The sequence below is a fragment of the [Clostridium] ammoniilyticum genome (genome assembly GCF_025566905.1).
Lineage (GTDB): Bacteria > Bacillota_I > Bacilli_A > Erysipelotrichales > Coprobacillaceae > Faecalibacillus > Faecalibacillus intestinalis.
Genome location: NZ_JAOQJR010000013.1, coordinates 20,014 through 39,061 on the forward strand (window position 1 = coordinate 20,014; position 19,048 = coordinate 39,061).

At 30.4% G+C, this 19,048-nt stretch carries 11 protein-coding genes; 9 read left to right on the forward strand and 2 right to left on the reverse strand.

The features are described from left to right. The first annotated feature begins 9 nt into the window (after positions 1 to 9). The 3 genes from OCV55_RS11180 (at position 10) to OCV55_RS11190 (ending at position 2,876) form a co-directional block, all read left to right on the forward strand. Positions 10 to 1,458, forward strand: a complete 1,449-nt coding sequence (locus tag OCV55_RS11180; protein WP_117850641.1) for a glycoside hydrolase family 1 protein — start codon at positions 10 to 12, stop codon at positions 1,456 to 1,458. Between the two features lie 35 nt (positions 1,459 to 1,493). Next, a complete protein-coding gene (locus tag OCV55_RS11185; protein WP_147580645.1) occupies positions 1,494 to 2,504 on the forward strand; it encodes a threonine aldolase family protein in 1,011 nt (336 codons plus the stop codon). Positions 2,505 to 2,600: 96 nt separating this feature from the next. Beyond that, entirely contained in the window at positions 2,601 to 2,876 is a 276-nt protein-coding gene (locus OCV55_RS11190; RefSeq protein WP_022001382.1) for an HU family DNA-binding protein, read from the forward strand. Positions 2,877 to 2,898: 22 nt separating this feature from the next. Here OCV55_RS11190 and OCV55_RS11195 read toward each other — a convergent pair whose 3' ends face one another. Further along, a complete protein-coding gene (locus OCV55_RS11195; RefSeq protein ID WP_032089460.1) occupies positions 2,899 to 3,534 on the reverse strand; it encodes a DUF4230 domain-containing protein in 636 nt (211 codons plus the stop codon). Positions 3,535 to 3,635: 101 nt separating this feature from the next. Beyond that, positions 3,636 to 4,208 (reverse strand): PduL/EutD family phosphate acyltransferase, encoded by a 573-nt coding sequence (locus OCV55_RS11200; RefSeq protein WP_032089461.1) that lies wholly within the window; start codon positions 4,206 to 4,208, stop codon positions 3,636 to 3,638. 270 nt (positions 4,209 to 4,478) lie between these two features. Between OCV55_RS11200 and gltB the strand changes: the two genes are divergently transcribed. The 6 genes from gltB (at position 4,479) to OCV55_RS11230 (ending at position 18,931) form a co-directional block, all read left to right on the forward strand. Further along, entirely contained in the window at positions 4,479 to 8,984 is a 4,506-nt protein-coding gene (gene gltB / locus OCV55_RS11205) for a glutamate synthase large subunit (RefSeq protein WP_147580646.1), read from the forward strand. A 3-nt stretch (positions 8,985 to 8,987) separates the two neighbouring features. Continuing rightward, entirely contained in the window at positions 8,988 to 10,460 is a 1,473-nt protein-coding gene (locus OCV55_RS11210; RefSeq protein WP_147580647.1) for a glutamate synthase subunit beta, read from the forward strand. Positions 10,461 to 10,572: 112 nt separating this feature from the next. After that, positions 10,573 to 11,505: an AAA family ATPase gene (locus OCV55_RS11215; RefSeq protein ID WP_147580648.1), complete on the forward strand. Its 933-nt coding sequence runs from the start codon at positions 10,573 to 10,575 to the stop codon at positions 11,503 to 11,505. Between the two features lie 38 nt (positions 11,506 to 11,543). Further along, entirely contained in the window at positions 11,544 to 12,974 is a 1,431-nt protein-coding gene (locus OCV55_RS11220; RefSeq protein WP_267309916.1) for a transglutaminase-like domain-containing protein, read from the forward strand. A 158-nt stretch (positions 12,975 to 13,132) separates the two neighbouring features. Further along, positions 13,133 to 14,566: a 6-phospho-beta-glucosidase gene (locus tag OCV55_RS11225; protein WP_147580650.1), complete on the forward strand. Its 1,434-nt coding sequence runs from the start codon at positions 13,133 to 13,135 to the stop codon at positions 14,564 to 14,566. Positions 14,567 to 14,785: 219 nt separating this feature from the next. Then, positions 14,786 to 18,931: a family 16 glycosylhydrolase gene (locus tag OCV55_RS11230; RefSeq protein ID WP_147580651.1), complete on the forward strand. Its 4,146-nt coding sequence runs from the start codon at positions 14,786 to 14,788 to the stop codon at positions 18,929 to 18,931. Positions 18,932 to 19,048 lie beyond the last annotated feature (117 nt).

The window sequence follows — 19,048 nt, forward strand, 5'->3', positions numbered from 1 at the left end:
AGAAAAAGAATGTATTTTAAAGAAACAAAAGGATTTCCTAAAGATTTTCTTTGGGGAAGTGCATCTGCTGCTTATCAAGTAGAAGGTGGCTGGGATGCAGATGGTAAAGGTGTTTCCAACTGGGACAAATTTGTAAGAATTCCAGGAAAGACTTTTAAAGCAACAACAGGTGATAAGGCCGTTGATCATTATCATCGTTACAAAGAAGATGTCAAGTTGATGGCAGAAATGGGATTGAAAACATATCGTTTTTCAATTGCTTGGACACGTATTTATCCAAATGGAAATGGTGAAGTCAATGAAAAAGGTTTAGAATTTTATGATAATCTTATCAATGAATTATTAAAATATGGAATTGAACCTATGGTTACAGTTTATCACTGGGATATGCCACAAGCTTTAGAAGACCAATATCATGGTTGGGAAAGCAGAAAAATTGTTGATGATTATGTAAATTATGCCACAACATTATTTAAAAGATATGGAGATCGTGTAAAATATTGGATTACAATGAATGAACAAAATATCTTTACAGGACATGGATGGTTAGAAGGAATGCATCCACCAGGAAAAGTAGATGATATGAAAACATTCTATCAAGTCAATCATCATGCCAATATTGCACATGCTAAAAGTGTTATAGCTTTAAAAGAACTTCATCCAGAAGCAAAAGTAGGAGCTTCATTTGCTTATAGTCCAAGTTATGCTTATGATCGTAAACCTGAAAATGCAATGGCTAAAGCGGACTATGATGATTTACAAAATTATTATTGGATGGATGCTTATGCTTATGGACGTTATCCACGTGCTGCTATTCAATATTTAAAATCATTAGGATGTGCTCCTATCTTCGAAGAAGGTGATGAAGCATTAATGAAAAAAGCAGCTTCACTTATTGATTTCATGGGTGTGAACTATTATCAAACATGTGTTGTTGAATATAATGATATTAATGGTGTTGGTAGTGATCATACAATGAATAACACTGGTAAAAAAGGTACCGCTAAAGTTCAAGGTGTACCTGGTCTTTATAAAAAACCACAAAATGAGTTTTTACCAACAACAGATTGGGATTGGACAATTGATCCAATGGGAATTAGAATGTGTTGTCGTGAAATTACTTCGCGTTATGATTTACCAATCGTTATTTCCGAAAATGGTTTAGGTGCATTTGATAAATTAGAAGATGGACAAATTCATGATCCATATCGTATTGATTATTTAAAACGTCATATCGAAGAACTTAAAAAAGCATGTGATGATGGTTGTCGTGTTCTTGCTTATTGTACATGGTCTTATACTGATTTATTAAGCTGGCTAAACGGATATCAAAAACGTTATGGTTTTGTTTATGTTGATCGTGAAGAAGATGAAAATTCAGGTACTTTAAATAGATACAAAAAAGATTCATATTATTGGTATAAAAAAGTAATTGAAACAAATGGAGAAGAATTATAGGAAACAGTGTTTCCTATTTTCTTTAGGAGGTTAAGGTGTATAACTTTGCAAGTGATTATTTAGAAGGAGCTCATCCACAAGTGATGGAAGCTTTAAATAAGACAAATTTTATTCAAACAGTAGGATATGGGGAAGATCAATATTGTCAAAAAGCTAAAGATAAAATAAAAGCTATATTAGAAAATGAAAATGTAGATATTCATTTTTTAGTAGGTGGTACACAGACAAATATGATTATGATTTCTTCAGCATTAAAAGATTATCAAGCTGTTATTGCTGTTGATAGTGGACATATCAATGTTCATGAAACAGGAGCTGTTGAATTTACCGGGCATAAGATTTTAACAAAGCCACATCAAGATGGAAAGATGATTCCTGAAATGATTGATGAAATCATGCGTGAACATCCTGATGAACATATGGTGCAACCTAAAATGGTATATATTTCACAAACAACAGAATATGGTACGTACTATACTTTAGAAGAATTAAAAGGCATTTATGAATGCTGTCAACAAAATAATTTATATTTATTTATAGATGGAGCAAGACTTGGAAGTGCACTTGTCTTGAAAGATGCACCAACTTTACAAGAGATGGCGCTTTATAGTGATGTTTTCTATATTGGTGGTACAAAAATGGGAGCCTTATTTGGTGAATGTTTAGTTATTATTAATGATGAATTAAAAACCGATTTTAGATATCATATTAAACAAAAAGGTGCCATGCTTGCTAAAGGAAGATTATTAGGAGTTCAATTTAATGCTTTATTTGAAAATGATTTATATCTAGAAATAGGAAAACATGAAAATGAATGTGCTGATATATTAAGAAAAGGATTCAAAGATAAAGGCTATAAGATGTATATTGAAAGTCCTTCTAATCAAATATTTCCAATCGTTGATCAACAAACGTTGGAAAAAATAAATAAAAACTATATAACAACGTATATGTTTACAATAGATGACCAACATACATGTATACGTCTAGTTACATCATGGGCAACGTCCAAAGAAATATGTGAACAATTTATAGAAGAATTATAATTGATTACATACTATTTTATTGTAAATAAATAGATAACGTAGTAGAATATGACTAGGATTTATTATCCTAAATTTCGAGAAATGGAGATAATAAAAATGAATAAAACTGAATTAGTAGAAGCTATTGCTTCAAGCACTGAATTAACAAAAACTGATGTAGATAAAGTAGTAACTGCTTTAGTTGAAGTTGTTACTGATGCTTTAGCTAAAGGAGATAAAGTTTCTTTAAAAGGTTTTGGTAATTTTGAAGTTCGTACTCGTAGTGAAAGAACAGGTAGAAACCCAAGAACTGGTGAAACAATGACAATTGCTGCAAGTAAAGCACCTGCATTTAAAGCAAGTTCTGCATTAAAAAAAGCTGTTAATAAATAATAATAGAAAACCGATGAGTTTGTTACTCATCGGTTTTTGCATCTTCAATTGTAATATTTAATTTATAATGATCTTTAATTTCTGGAATAGCCTGTAGATATGTGGTTAAGGTTTGTTCAGCTTTTGTTTTAGACTTTTCTAAAATACCATTAGAAATAGCTTCTTTTTCATTTTTTTTCTTTTCTTTAGTTGCAAAAGATTTATAATCGTTAATACTTATCTGATTAAAAATATTTGATGATTCATCATATACTTCAATAGATTTTTCATCAATTTCATGACTTAAAATTTTTGCTGCAGGTAAAGTAATATTTAATTGATCATTATCAATACTTATTTTAGCCTGTTTTAAATCAATCCCTGCTTTAATAGATCCATTATATGTAATAATAAAAGTTTTTTGTGTTAAAGGAATTTTCCAACCATTAAAAGATAATTTATTAGAAAATTTTCCTACCTTACTATAATCATATGAATAAAGTGCAAGCTCATTAATTTCAGTTAATTGATTTTTAATGGTTGTTGAAGTAATTTTATCATTGTTACTACCACTTGCATAATGAACACCTGCAAAAAAGATTGCAATAACTAAAACGATAATTGCTATAACACCACCAATAGCCTTTTTTGACTTTCCAAGAGTATCTAATATTTTCATGTCATCACCCACGAAGATTATATCATAATTTGTCGAAGTAAGATATTATAGGTATAAAAAAAGAATGATTTTAGAAATTATATCTAAAACCATTCTTTTTCTTATTTAATGATTTTACCGTAAACTTCTCTACCACAAGCTGCTGCATTACTTTCATCAGTATCAATATGCATAGCTGTTGCATATGAAGCGCTTACACGACAAACAACATCACCAAAGATCAAAGAACGTCCATCTGTATTAATTTCAACTTTAACGATTTCTTTATCTTTTACTCCAAATTTTTCAGCATCTTCAGGTGTTAAGTGAATATGTCTTTTTGCAGCAATCACGCCACAAGGAATTTCAACTTCTCCTGCAGGACCAACTAATTTACATCCAGCAGTTCCTTCGATGTCTCCTGATTCTCTAATTAATGCTTGAACACCAATGCTTCTAGCGTCAGTTAAAGAAATTTCTACTTGAGTTTCTTTTCTTGTAGGTCCTAAAACAGACATATTTAATTCTCCTTTAGGTCCAATTACTTTTACTCTTTCAACACAAGCGAATTGACCAGGTTGAGATAAATCTTTTTTATTTGTTAATTGATGACCTTCACCAAATAAAGTTGCTAAATCTTTATCACTTAAGTGAATATGTCTAGCAGAAGTTTCGACAATAAACATACCTTCCATATTTTTCTCCTCTTTCCATATATTAATACTACATTTATTCTACTCTTTTTATCATTTAATGCCAATAAATAAAAAAAAAATAAAAAAATTTTTTCTCACTTTTGTAATAAATTTATTAATTTGCTAAAAAAAGATTATCAAATCATTGATAAAACATTAAAAAATGTATACAATCTAGCTATTTTTTAGGAAAATCATAAAAAAAACGCTAATCTTTACACATATTACTAAATGTGCTATTCTAACTGTACAAAAAAAGGAGGAACCTTTATGAACAAAGAAAATGTAGGTTTATATGATCAGTCATTTGAACATGATAACTGCGGAATAGGGGCCGTTGTTAATATCAAAGGATTAAAAACTTATAAAACAGTAGATGATGCTTTAAAAATCGTTGAACAATTAGAACATCGTGCTGGAAAGGATGCAGCAGGGGAAACTGGAGATGGTGTAGGAATCTTAACACAAATACCAGATGAATATTTTCAAAAGATTATTAAAGATTTTACATTACCTCAAAAAGGACATTATGGAGTTGGAATGTTCTTTATGCCTCAAGATGAAAAAGTACGTTTACGTGTCAAAAAAATGTTTGAAACAGTTGTTAAAAAAGAAGGATTAGAATTTTTAGGTTGGCGTGCTGTACCAACTGTACCTAGTGTTTTAGGGAAAAAAGCATTAGATGCCATGCCATATATTGTCCAAGCATTTATTAAAAAACCTCATGGTGTAAATTGTGGTTTAGATTTTGATAGAAAATTATATCAAGTGAGAAGAATTTTTGAACAAAGTCAATTTGAAGATACTTATGTATGTTCACTTTCAAGTCGTACAATTGTTTATAAAGGAATGTTCTTAGTACAACAACTTCGATTATTCTTTAAAGATTTACAAGATAAAAGTTATAAAAGTGCCATTGCTTTAGTTCATTCACGTTTCTCAACAAATACAATGCCATCATGGAAAAGAGCCCATCCTAATAGATTTATTGTTCACAATGGTGAAATCAATACAATTAAAGGAAATGCGAATAACATGCTCTGTCGAGAAGAAAACATGCAAACAGATGTTGTGGATACTTCAAAAGTATATCCTGTTGTTGATGTCAATGGTTCCGATTCAGCTATGTTAGATAATACATTGGAATTTTTAGTAATGTCAGGTATGGAACTTCCAAGAGCTGTCATGATGTGTATTCCAGAACCTTATGAAAATGATAAAAGCATGTCACAAGCAAAAAAAGATTTCTATGAATATAATGCTACACTTATGGAACCTTGGGATGGACCAGCTTCTATCTTATTTAGTGATGGAGACATCATGGGGGCTATCTTAGATAGAAATGGTTTAAGACCATCACGTTATTACATTACAAAAGATCATTATTTAGTATTATCTTCAGAAGTAGGATCATTAGATATTCCAGCTAAAGATATTGTTTTAAAAGAAAGACTAAGACCTGGAAAAATGTTATTAGTTGATACTGTTAAAGGTGAACTTATTGAAGATGACGTTTTAAAGGAAACGTATGCAACAAAACAACCTTATGGAGAATGGTTGGAAAGCAATTTAATTAATTTAAAAGATATGAGAATTCCTAGTATTAGAGTAGAAAGATACGAAGGAGAAGAATTAACTAAATTACAAAAGATTCATGGTTATAGTTACGAAGATACAAACTATATTAAAAACTTAGCTTTAACTGGTAATGAAAATATTGTAGCAATGGGAAATGATACACCAATTGCAGCTTTATCAACAAAACATCCACCATTATTTAATTACTTTAAACAATTGTTTGCACAAGTAACCAATCCACCAATCGATGCGATTCGTGAAGAAATCATTACTTCAACAAGTATTTGTATTGGTCGAGATGGAAATATGTTGGAAGATAAACCAGAAAACTGTCATTTATTAAAAATCAATCACCCTATTTTAAGTAATACAGATATTTTAAAAATCAAAAACTTGAAAAAAGAAGGCTTTAAAGTAGGTGAAGTTAATATTACATATATTAAAAATACTTCATTAGAAAAAGCAATTGATCGTGTTTTTGTAGAAGTAGATAAACGTTATCATGAAGGATGTAATATTGTTATTTTATCAGATAGGGCAGTAGATGATAACCATTTACCAATTCCTTCATTATTAGCTGTTGGAGCTGTTAACTCTTATTTAGTAAGAACTAAAAAACGTAACAGTTTAGCTTTAATTCTTGAATCAGCTGAACCAAGAGAAGTACATCATTATGCGACATTACTTGGATATGGTGTTTCAGCTATCAATGGTTATTTAGCACAAGATACAATCTTTGATTTAATTGATCAAGGTTTATTAGATAAAGATTATTATGCAGCCGTTGATGATTATAATAGTGGTATTTTACATGGTATTGTTAAAATTGCTTCTAAAATGGGAATTAGTACAATTCAATCTTATCGTGGATCACAAAACTTTGAAGCAATCGGTTTATCAAGTGATTTAGTGAATAAATATTTTTCTAAAACAGTAAGTCGTATTGAAGGAAAAACAATTAAAGATATTGAAAAAGATGTCGAATATAGACATGATCAAGTATATGATCCACTTGGATTAGATGTAGACATTTCATTAAATAGCGCCGGTGATCATAAAGAAAGATCAGGAAAAGAAGAACATTTATATAATCCAGCAACGATTCATAAATTACAACAAGCAACACGTTTAGGTGACTATCAATTATTTAAAGAATATTCAAAAATGATTGATGAAGAAGGAGCACATTTAAACTTAAGAGGTTTAATGCAATTTAAAAAGACAAAATCAATTCCAATTGAAGAAGTTGAACCTGTGGAATCAATTGTTAGAAGATTTAAAACAGGTGCGATGTCTTATGGATCAATTTCAAAAGAAGCACATGAAACAATGGCGATTGCAATGAATAGATTACATGGTAAGTCTAACAGTGGTGAAGGTGGAGAAGATCCAGAAAGATTTGAAACACTTCCTAATGGTGATAGTAAATGTTCAGCTATTAAACAAGTTGCCTCAGGACGTTTTGGAGTAACAAGTGAATACTTATGTAGTGCCAATGAAATTCAAATTAAAATGGCACAAGGAGCAAAACCAGGAGAAGGTGGACACTTACCAGGTGGTAAAGTTTATCCATGGATTGCTAAAACAAGACACTCTACACCAGGGGTTAGCTTAATTTCACCACCACCACATCATGATATTTATTCAATTGAAGACCTAGCACAATTGATTTATGACTTAAAGAACGCTAATAAAGAAGCACGTATTTCAGTTAAACTTGTATCAGAAGCTGGTGTTGGAACAGTTGCTGCCGGTGTTGCTAAAGCAGGTGCAGGTGTTATCCTTATTTCAGGATATGATGGAGGAACAGGGGCTGCTCCTAAAAACTCAGTTTATAATGCAGGTCTTCCATGGGAATTAGGTTTAGCAGAAGCTCATCAAACATTGATCATGAATGATTTAAGAAGCCGTGTTGTTATTGAAACAGATGGTAAACTCATGACAGGTAGAGATCTTGCAATTGCTACTTTACTTGGAGCAGAAGAATTTGGTTTTGCGACAGCACCACTTGTAACAATGGGATGCGTTATGATGAGAGTATGTAACTTAGATACATGTCCAGTAGGGGTTGCTACACAAAATCCTATTTTAAGAAAACGTTTTAAAGGTAAACCTGAATATGTTGAAAACTTTATGCGTTTCATTGCTCAAGAATTAAGAGAATATATGGCTCAGCTTGGATTCAAAACAGTTGATGAAATGGTTGGTCGTAGTGATTTATTAGAACCTAAGGATGATGTTAAAAATATTGATTTATCAAAAATCTTAAATAATCCATTTACTTCTAGTAAACATAGTCATCATGAAAAGAATAATGAATATGATTTCAAATTAAATGAAGTCAAAGATACAACAGTTCTTTATAAACAATTTAAAGAAGCTTTAGATAAACATCAAGGTAAAGAAATTGATGTCCATGTTACAAATATCGATCGTTCATTTGGAACACTCTTTGGATCAGAAATTACGAAGAAATATGGAACATCATTAGAAGAAGATACTTTCAAAGTTAACTGCTATGGAGCAGGTGGTCAATCATTTGGTGCTTTCATTCCTCAAGGTTTAACATTACATCTTTATGGAGATAGTAATGACTACTTTGGAAAAGGCTTATCAGGTGGTAAATTAATTGTGGTACCACCAAAAGATTCAACAATTAAACCAGAAGATAATATTATCATTGGTAACGTTGCTTTATATGGAGCAACATCTGGTGAAGTTTATATCAATGGAATTGCTGGTGAAAGATTTGCCGTACGTAACTCAGGAGCACATGCCGTTGTTGAAGGTATTGGAGATCATGGTCTTGAATATATGACAGGTGGTATGGTTATTGTTTTAGGAAAAACAGGGCGTAACTTTGCTGCTGGTATGTCTGGAGGTATTGCTTATGTCTATGATCCAGATAATACATTCTATGAACATGTCAATAAAGAACTCGTAGAATATAAAAATGTGAAATCACGTTATGATGAAGATCAATTAAAAGAAATGATTCAAAAACATTATCAATATACAAATTCAAATGTTGCGAAAAAGATTTTAGATGACTTTGGAAATGAAGTTGCACACTTCAAAAAAGTTGTTCCTCATGATTATAAACGTATGATGTCACTTATTAGTTCATTTGAACAACAAGGACTTACAAATGAACAAGCAAAAGTAGAAGCATTCAATGCTTTTAAGAAAGGAATGTAGATTATGGGAAAGCCAACAGGATTTTTAGAAATAGAAAGACAAGTATCAACAGAAGTTGAACCATTAAAACGTATTAAGAACTTTAATGAATTTCATAAACCATTATCTCGTGATGAACAATCATGCCAAGGAGCTCGCTGCATGGATTGTGGAGTTCCTTTCTGTCAAAATGGAAAAATGATTCAAGGAATGGTATCAGGTTGTCCACTAAACAACTTGATACCTGAATGGAATGATTTAATTTTCCATAAAAATTATAAAGCCGCTTTAAAAAGACTTTTAAAAACAAATAATTTTCCAGAATTCACATCAAGAGTATGTCCTGCTTTATGTGAAGCAGCATGTACTTGTGGATTAAATGGAAATCCCGTTACCGTAAGAGAAAATGAAAATGCAATTATTGAAACAGCTTATGCTTCCAATTGGATGCAACCCCATCCACCTAAACATCGTATTGATAAAAAAATAGCAATTATTGGGTCAGGCCCTTCAGGACTTGCAGCAGCCGATCAATTAAATAAAAGAGGTTATCAAATAACAGTCTTTGAAAGAGAAGATCGTTTAGGAGGGCTATTAATGTATGGTATTCCTAACATGAAACTTGAAAAACATATTATTGATCGTCGTATTGAATTAATGGAAGAAGAAGGTGTTGTTTTTAAAACAAATGCCGGTATTGAAAATAGAAAACAAGTTCAACAATTATATAAAGAATTTGATCGTGTTATTCTTGCTTGTGGTAGTAAAAAAGCTAGAGATATTAAAGCACCAGGGAGAGATGCCAAAGGTATTTACTTTGCGGTTGATTATTTAACTGGAATTACTAAATCATTACTTAATAGTCAATTAGAAGATCAAACTTTTGTTGAAACAAAAGGTAAAAATGTACTTGTTATTGGTGGTGGAGATACTGGTAATGATTGTGTTGGTTCAGCTATTCGTTTAGGATGTAAATCAGTTATTCAATTAGAAATGATGCCAGAACCACCTCATGAACGTTTGGATTCAAATCCATGGCCTGAATGGCCACGTGTGAAAAAGACAGATTATGGACAAAATGAATCTATTGCTGTCTTTGGACATGATCCTCGTCTTTATCAAACAACTGTTAAAGAGTTTATTAAAGATGATAAAGGAAATGTAAAACAAGTCGTTATTGTCTCACTTGAATCAAAACAAGTAGAAGGTCGCATGCAAATGGTTCCTGTTAAAGGAAGCGAAAAAACATTAGATGCAGATATTGTTTTAATTGCTGCAGGATTTGTAGGCTGCGAAGATTATGTTGCTAAAGCTTTTGATGTAAAACTTACACCAAGAGGAAATGTGGCAGATGAAAATTACCAAACAAATCAAAAACAATTGTATGTTGCTGGTGATATGCGTAGAGGTCAATCTTTAGTTGTTTGGGCAATTAGAGAAGGACGTGAAGTGGCACGTGCAGTTGATGAAGATTTAATGGGGTATTCTAATTTATAGGATATCAAAATATACTCACAATCATTGATAGAAAACCTTGGGATATTCTCGAGGTTTTCTTTTTTTTAGTGATTTGAAAGAGACTATGATGAAAGCAATATGGAGAAAAAGAATGAATGAATTAGAATTAGTAATTAACGAGGTCAAAAAGGCGGTCGTTGGAAAAGATGAACATATTAAAAAAATATTGGCTTGTATTTTAGCAAGGGGTCATGTTTTATTAGAAGATATACCTGGTGTTGGGAAAACAAATTTAACGTTAGCACTTTCTAAAGCTTTATCTTTAGATTTTCATCGTATGCAATTTACAAGTGATGTCTTACCAGGAGATGTTACAGGTTTTATTATTTATAATCAAAAAACCAATGATTTTGAATATAAAGAAGGACCTATCATGTGTAATTTATTTTTAGCAGATGAAATAAATAGAACATCTCCTAAAACACAATCTGCTTTATTAGAAGTAATGGAAGAAGGAAGAACAACAGTTGATGGTATCACTTATCAATTACCACAACCATTTACAGTCCTGGCTACACAAAATCCTTATGGATCAGCAGGAACACAATTATTACCAGATTCACAATTAGATCATTTTATGGTGAGACTTACAATGGGGTATCCCTCATTAGAAGATGAAATTGAAATTTTAAAAAGAAAAAGTCAAGAAAATCCTTTAGATATCATTCGATCTGTATGTAAACCGCAAGATATAATAGAATTACAAAAACAAGTAGATCAAGTTTATGTGGATGATAAGATTTATGATTATATTGTAAGAATTATTCATAAAACACGTGATCATGAATTGATTCAACAAGGGGCTTCTCCACGTACATCTATTTCTTTATTAAAAATGGTGAAAGCAATAGCTTATATGGATCATAGAAATTATGTTATTCCTGATGATATTAAAAAAGTTATTTATGATGTATTGTCACATCGTTTGATTTTAACCTATGATGCAAAAGTTAAAGATGTTGTTATTCAAGACGTTATTAAAAGTATTTTAAAAGAAGTAAAGGAACCAAAAATAAAAATATGAGAAATGGTAGAATCAAATACTTTAGTATATTAGGCGTTGTGTTATTTTTATATTTAACGACATCTGTTTATTCTTTGCTTATTTGTACATATATTTTACTTATTTTACCAATTCTATCTTTAGTCATTTCTTTACCAGGAATGAGACATGTAGATGTTGAAAAAACACATGAACATTTTATCGCTAAAAGAAATCATTTAGCTTATTTACATTTCAAAAGAGTTCCTTATAAATATTATCCTTATTATAGTTATGATGGAGAAACGTTTAAATTAGATAGCTATTCAAAAGGTCAAAGTTCATCAAGACATACGAATGTAAAAATAGGTGTTTCATCTAGTGACTTATTAAATGCTTCAGGGGATTATACAACACCTCAATATGATCAATTTGTAGAAGAAAATTATCTAGGTGTTTCACAAGATATAAAAAATCAATTATTAAATTTATTAAATCAAGCGGGTTATCATGAAGAAATGACAATCTATGAAAAAGTAACACTTGTTAAAAATCTACTTGCTAGTCAATGTGTTTATACATTACATCCAGGTAGTTGTCCAAGTGATCAAGACCCTGTTTTATATTTCTTGTTAGAAAATAAAAAAGGCTATTGTATGCATTTTGCTTCAAGTGCAGCCTTATTATTACGTACTATAAATATTCCAGCTCGTTATACGACGGGATTTGTTTTAGATGAAAGTGATTTTAAAGGGGGCAATGTTGCTGCTGTTACTCAAGCAAAAGCACATGCTTGGGTCGAAGTTTATGTAAAAGGTGTTGGTTGGGTAATGATTGAAGCGACTCCGGGATCTGGTGATGCTTCTGGAAGTGATCCGATGGATGAACCGGCAGCTGGAAAAGCGGAAGAAACGAATCAACAAAATATTGAAGAACAAAAATCAAATTCAAATGATCAACAAGGTTCAAATAGTAGTGGAAGTCAAAGTAGTCAACAAAACTCACAAAGTAGTGAACCAAATCCTGAAAATAAAGAACAAAAATCACAAGGTAACACACAAAGTAATAGTGAAAATAAGCAAACAGAAAAGAAAAAAAAGAAAAAGACTAAAAAGGATATAAAGAAAAAAGAAGTACAAAACCAAAGTGAAGATCATAAAGTTATATTTATTGTGGTAATCTTTGTGTTATTCTTTGTTATTGCAACTATTATCCTTGTTTTAAGAAGAAAATATCTTTTAAAACAAAGAGAAAAACTTTTATCTCAAGAAAATATAAATAAAAAATATATTGCTTATTATGATTATTTAAATGAATTAAAACAGTATAATTCAGAAATAGAAAATAATTATCGATATATCGCTTTAAAAGCAGCTTATTCAAATACTGTGATTTTACAAGAGGAATTAGATGAAATTAGAAATTATGTTGAAGAGTGTTTAACATTGATTCAAGAAAATAATTCATCATTAAAGCTTCTTATTTATCAATATATTTATGTTTTATTTTAAAAGTTAGAGAATACTCTCTAGCTTTTTTTGTAAATATTATTTACAATGATTACTTTTATAAGCTGATTTTTGTAAATGTTGGTTTAAATGATAAGAGAATATTTTATAGATTTATAACCTTATGGTATAATGATGAAAAAAGAAGACGGAGGTAGTATATGGCTTTACAAAAAGACTTTTTATGGGGTGGAGCGTTAGCTGCTCATCAATTTGAAGGGGGAGTATTAAATACTTCTAAAGGATATTCTGTAGCGGATGTCATGACTGCAGGAGCACATGGTGTACCTAGAGAAATCACTGATGGTGTAGTAGAAGGTAAATACTATCCTAACCATGTTGGTATTGATTTCTATGGACATTATAAAGAAGATATCGCCATGTTTGCGGATATGGGATTTAAATGTTTTAGAACTTCTATTGCTTGGACAAGAATTTTCCCATTAGGGGATGAAAAAGAACCTAACGAAGAAGGATTACAATTCTATGATGATGTTTTTGATGAATTATTAAAATATGGTATTGAACCTGTTATCACATTATCACACTTTGAAATGCCTTATCATTTAGCTAAAGAATACGGTGGATTTATGAACCGTAAAACAATTGATTTCTTTGTTAAATTTGCAGAAGTATGTTTCAAAAGATATAAAAATAAAGTTAAATATTGGATGACATTCAATGAAATTAATAACCAAATGAACTTTAAAAACGATATCTTTGGTTGGACAAACAGTGGAGCTCATTTTGGAAACTATGATAATCCAGAAGAAGCAATGTATATCTGTGGACATCATACATTAGTAGCATCTGCTAAAGCAGTAAAAATTGGTAAAGAAATCAATCCTGATTTCAAAATTGGAAATATGATTGCAATGGTTCCAATTTATCCATTTAGTTGTCGTCCAGCTGATCAAGTATTAGCACAACAACAAATGCATGATCGTTTTTTCTTCTGCGATGTACAATGTCGTGGACATTATCCTGCTTATGCTTTAAAAATGTTTGAAAGAAAAGGATTCAATATTGATATCACTGAAGAAGATAAAAAAGCATTAGCTGAAGGTACTGTTGATTATATTGGATTTAGTTATTATATGACAAATGTTGTAGATTCAACAGTCACAAAAGATGTTTCAAAATCAACAGATGGTTCAAGTGAACATTCAGTTAAAAACCCATATATTAAAGAATCAGATTGGGGATGGGCTATTGATCCAGAAGGATTAAGATATGCATTAAATATGTTCTATGAAAGATATGAAAAACCATTATTTATTGTAGAAAATGGTTTTGGAGCAATTGATGTTAAAGAAGAAGATGGTTCATGCCATGATCCATATCGTATTGATTACTTAAGAGCTCATATCGAAGAAATGAAAAAAGCTGTTGAAGAAGATGGTGTTGATTTAATGGGATATACTCCTTGGGGATGTATTGACTGTGTTTCATTTACAACAGGTGAAATGAAAAAACGTTACGGATTTATCTATGTAGATAGAGATAATGAAGGTAATGGAACATTAAAAAGGAGCAAAAAAGATTCTTATGATTGGTATAAGAAAGTTATTGCTTCTAATGGTGAAAATTTATAAAAAGGTTGAGGAAACTCAACTTTTTTAATTGATTTAAATTAAATGTAACCCCTTGCATAGACAAAAACTCTATGTTAAAATACAAGATGTAAATATGGATTGTTACTTTAAGTAGGCAAGACCAAATAACTTACACTTTTTTTAGTGTATCTTATTTGGTCTTTATTTTTTGTTAAAAAAAGAGTAACAATTATTAGATAAGCAAGGAAAGGAAATAATATGAAAAATAAAAAGATAAGTAAAGTTGTTTTATCTGTATTGACGTCAATGTCAATGCTTAGTTCGTATTCAGCAATGGTTTTTGCTGAAAATACGACTCAAGGTGCAACTTCACAAGTTGCCCATGAGTATGATTTAGTTAAATTAGATCGTAATGGTGATTTAATTGTTAATGGAAGTTTTGATAATAATGGTGCTTCATGGTCTAAAACAGGTACAGGTACATTTGGAAATGATAATGGAAATTATTATGGAAAGTTATCATCAAATTCTAATAATGCCGCAGTTTATCAAGGAGTAAGTTTTAAGAAAAATACAGATTATGTTGTTAAAGGAAAAGTAAAAATTTCTAATGCGAAAGGTCAAGTATTTTTAGCAGTAAAAAATGGTCAATTAAGTGCAGGATTAAAAGATAATAATGGAAAAACGATTGAAACGACGATTTCTTCATCAGAAGATAAAGCAGGTCAATATCAAGATGTAGAATTTACTTTTAATTCAGGTGATAATACTTCTGGATCTATTGCTTTTATTAAATGGACAGAAAGAAATGGAAATCAAGATATTATTGATGAAGAAGTATGGATCGATGATGTATCAGTTAAAGCAGTAAGCGATGCTTCAGAAGATGATCAATATGAAATGGTTTGGGCTGATGACTTTAATGAAAATCAATTAGATACATCAAATTGGGATTATGAATTAGGTTCTATTAGAGGTGTTGAACAAGAACATTATGTTAATGATCCAGAAAATGTTTATGTTAAAGATGGTCAATTAGTATTACAAGTAACTAATCGTGATAAAGAAGATCAATATAAAAATCCAAGAGGAAATAGACAAGTTATTTATAATTCAGGAAGTGTTAGAACTCATGGGAAAAGAGAATTTTTATATGGAAGAATTGAAATGAAAGCAAAACTTCCTAAAGGAAAAGGTGCTTTCCCTGCTTTTTGGACATTAGGTTCAGATTTTACGTTAGATGGTAGAATTAGCAGTGAACAAGGTGCTTCGTGGCCAGTTTGCGGTGAAATCGATATCATGGAAATGATTGGTGCAGAAAATGAAGATTTAAATGGAAAAAGTAATAAAAAAGTTTATCAAACTTTACATGCTGGTTCAGCTACAGATGTAGATCATTCAAAATCTATTTCAACATATACATTACCAGAAGGAATCTTTAATGATGATTATCATATTTTTGGTCTTAATTGGTCTAAAAATAAAATGGAATTTTATGTTGATAATAAAATTGTAGGATCTATTGATTATAGCAATAATGAAGAATATAAAAGATGTTTTAACAGACCACAATATATTCAAATGAATCTAGCAACTGGTGGAAACTGGGCAGGAGATGCTGGAGATAATCTTGCAGGGCAAAAATATGAAATTGATTATGTTTATTATGGTCAAAATGCTCAACAAAAAGCAGATTCTAAGGAATACTATGAAAATGCAATCAAAATCAATGGTGAACATGATGTGACAATGACAGAAGGTGAAACACCTAATTTATTAGAAGGTGTGACTTCTGATCAAGATAGTATTTTAGATTATTCAATTGATAATGAATATTCATTTAAATCAAAAGGTGGACTTACTTCTGTTGATTTAGTTTGTTCAGGTAAAAATGATAAACAAAGTTTAAAGAAATTAAAACCAGGTAAATATAACTTATACTATACAGCTAGAAGTAGTACTGATTCTACAAAACCATCAACAAGAAGAGCAGTTATACTTACTGTTTTACCTAATGATAAACAAGATTTAATTGAATTAGATCGAGAACTTATTAAAAATGGTTCTTTTGAAAATGGTACAAATCCTTCATCAGGATATGAAATAAATAGTCGTACATCATGGCAAGTCACAAATGCAAGATTTACAAAATGGCCAGGATGTTCATATGAAGGAAGCTGGTGTGGTTTTTTACCAGAAAATAATGGAAATGCTAATATTTATCAAACAGTTAATTTAAAGAAAAATACAAAATATAAACTAAAGGCAAAAGTGCAATTAACAGAAGTAGGACAAACAATGTTTGTCAACTTAAAAAAGAATGCACAATATCTTGTAAATAACAATGAAGTTACAGTAAAATGTACAGAAGAAAATAAAGGACAATATCAAGATATTGAATTAGATATCGATACAGGAGACCAAGAAAGTATTTTTAATGGTAAAAATTCTACTGATTTAACAGTTTGTTTTATGAAATGGACTGAATCAACAAGTGATGCTACATATAAAGGAAAAGTATTTGTTGATAATGTTTCTTTAACAGAAGTGACAAATGAAGATGACAATTATAATCTTGTATGGGCTGATGAATTTAATGAAAGTGAATTAGATAAAAAGAATTGGGGTTATGAATTAGGACATATTCGTGGTTTAGAACAACAACATTATACAAATAGTAAAGATAATGTTTATCTTGAAGATGGAAATTTAGTTATTAAAGCAACAAATAGAAAAACAGAAGATCAATATGAAGTAACACAAGGAGATACAACAAGAAAAGTTATTTATGATTCAGGAAGTGTAAGAACTCATGGTAAACAAGAATTCTTATATGGAAGAATTGAAATGAAAGCTAAATTACCTAAAGGTCAAGCAGTATTTCCAGCGTTTTGGACCTTAGGTTCTGATTTTCATTTAGATGGTAACATTGCTCAAGGTATTGGATGGCCCGATAGTGGTGAAATAGATATCATGGAATTAATTGGTAATGGAACTGCTGGTGGGGTTAATGGTAATAAACAAGTTTATCAAACACTTCATTATGGTACTAATGGTGAAGATGATGGAAAGTATGCTGGACATGGTACTTGTTATACATTACCAAGTGGTATCTTTAATGATGATTATCATGTTTTTGGAATCAATTGGTCAAAAGGAAAAATTGAATGGTATGTAGATGATCAAATTGTAAGAACAGTTGATTATAGTGATGATCAAAGAGCTTTAGAATGTATCGATAGACCGCAATATATTGAATTTAATTTGGCTTTAGGTGGAGCTTGGCCTGGTGCTGCAGGTGAAAACTTAGCAGGAACAAAATTTGAAGTAGATTATGTTCGCTATGCTAGAAATGAACAACAACAAAAAGATGCGGATACTTTCTATGCAAATGCTTATAAAATTAGTGGTGAAAAAGATGTTACGATGACAGAAGGAGACATGCCAGATTTATTAGCAGGTATTACTGTTGATGAAGGAACTGTTGTTGATTACTCTATTAATGATGAACCAATGTTCACAAATGTTGGTGGAAACACACATGTATCACTATTATGTACAGGTAAAGATGATCAAGAAGCCTTAAAATCATTAAAACCAGGAACATATAATTTATATTACACAGTATATGAAAAAGGAAATACAACAGCTGCAAGAACAAGAAGAGAAGTTTTACTTACAGTTGAAGAAAGAATTTTCGAAAAAGATTTAGAAAAATCTGGATTAGAATTAAATGGTTTCGTTGGTGATACATTAGATACAATTAAATTACCTGAAGGTTGGGTATTTGAAAATCCAAAAGAAAAAATCACAAAAGATACAAAAGAAGTAAGTGTTAAATATTCAGGAATTGATGGTAAAGTTGGAACAGCTTTAATTAATGTTCAAGAAAGAGCACAAATTATTGCTGGTGAAAATAGTAAATATGATGTTAAAGATTCAAAACCATTGAAAATTACAATGAATGTTTCTAAAGGAAATGTTTTAAAAGTATTTGTTAATGGTAAAGAATTAGATACAAAATACTATACAATTGAAAATGTTTCTAACAAAGTAAACATTATTTTAAGTGAAGAATATTTAAAAACATTAGATAATGGAGAATATACGATTAAAATTACTTCTACATTAGGAAATGTTGAAACAGTATTTACAGTTAGTAATTCTAAAGATGATAATTCAAAACCAGATACTGGAAAAGATGACAATTCAAGTCAAAAACCAACAACAGATAAAAAAGATGATGCAAACAACAAAACAAATAATGTTACGACAACTGTTGTCAAAAATACAACTCAAAAGAGTACAAAAACAGGTGATCAAACACCAGTTGAATTACTTACAATGGGATGTTTGGTATCATTACTAGCAATTATTATCTTAAAAAAGAAAAAAGTATTTTAATAAATTACAAAAGAAGTTTAAACAATAAAAGTTGTTAAACTTCTTTTATTCTATGCTTATAAATTGACGCTTACTTTTTAAGTTTTTATAGGAATAAATAAAAGGAGTCTTTGTTGA

Coding starts and splice junctions, on each gene's coding strand:
- OCV55_RS11190 (WP_022001382.1), top strand. CDS start 2,601: ATGAATAAAACTGAATTAGTAGAAGCTATTGCTTCAAGCACTGAATTA.
- OCV55_RS11210 (WP_147580647.1), top strand. CDS start 8,988: ATGGGAAAGCCAACAGGATTTTTAGAAATAGAAAGACAAGTATCAACA.
- OCV55_RS11215 (WP_147580648.1), top strand. CDS start 10,573: ATGAATGAATTAGAATTAGTAATTAACGAGGTCAAAAAGGCGGTCGTT.
- gltB (WP_147580646.1), top strand. CDS start 4,479: ATGAACAAAGAAAATGTAGGTTTATATGATCAGTCATTTGAACATGAT.
- OCV55_RS11230 (WP_147580651.1), top strand. CDS start 14,786: ATGAAAAATAAAAAGATAAGTAAAGTTGTTTTATCTGTATTGACGTCA.
- OCV55_RS11195 (WP_032089460.1), bottom strand. CDS start 3,534: ATGAAAATATTAGATACTCTTGGAAAGTCAAAAAAGGCTATTGGTGGT.
- OCV55_RS11180 (WP_117850641.1), top strand. CDS start 10: ATGTATTTTAAAGAAACAAAAGGATTTCCTAAAGATTTTCTTTGGGGA.
- OCV55_RS11225 (WP_147580650.1), top strand. CDS start 13,133: ATGGCTTTACAAAAAGACTTTTTATGGGGTGGAGCGTTAGCTGCTCAT.
- OCV55_RS11200 (WP_032089461.1), bottom strand. CDS start 4,208: ATGGAAGGTATGTTTATTGTCGAAACTTCTGCTAGACATATTCACTTA.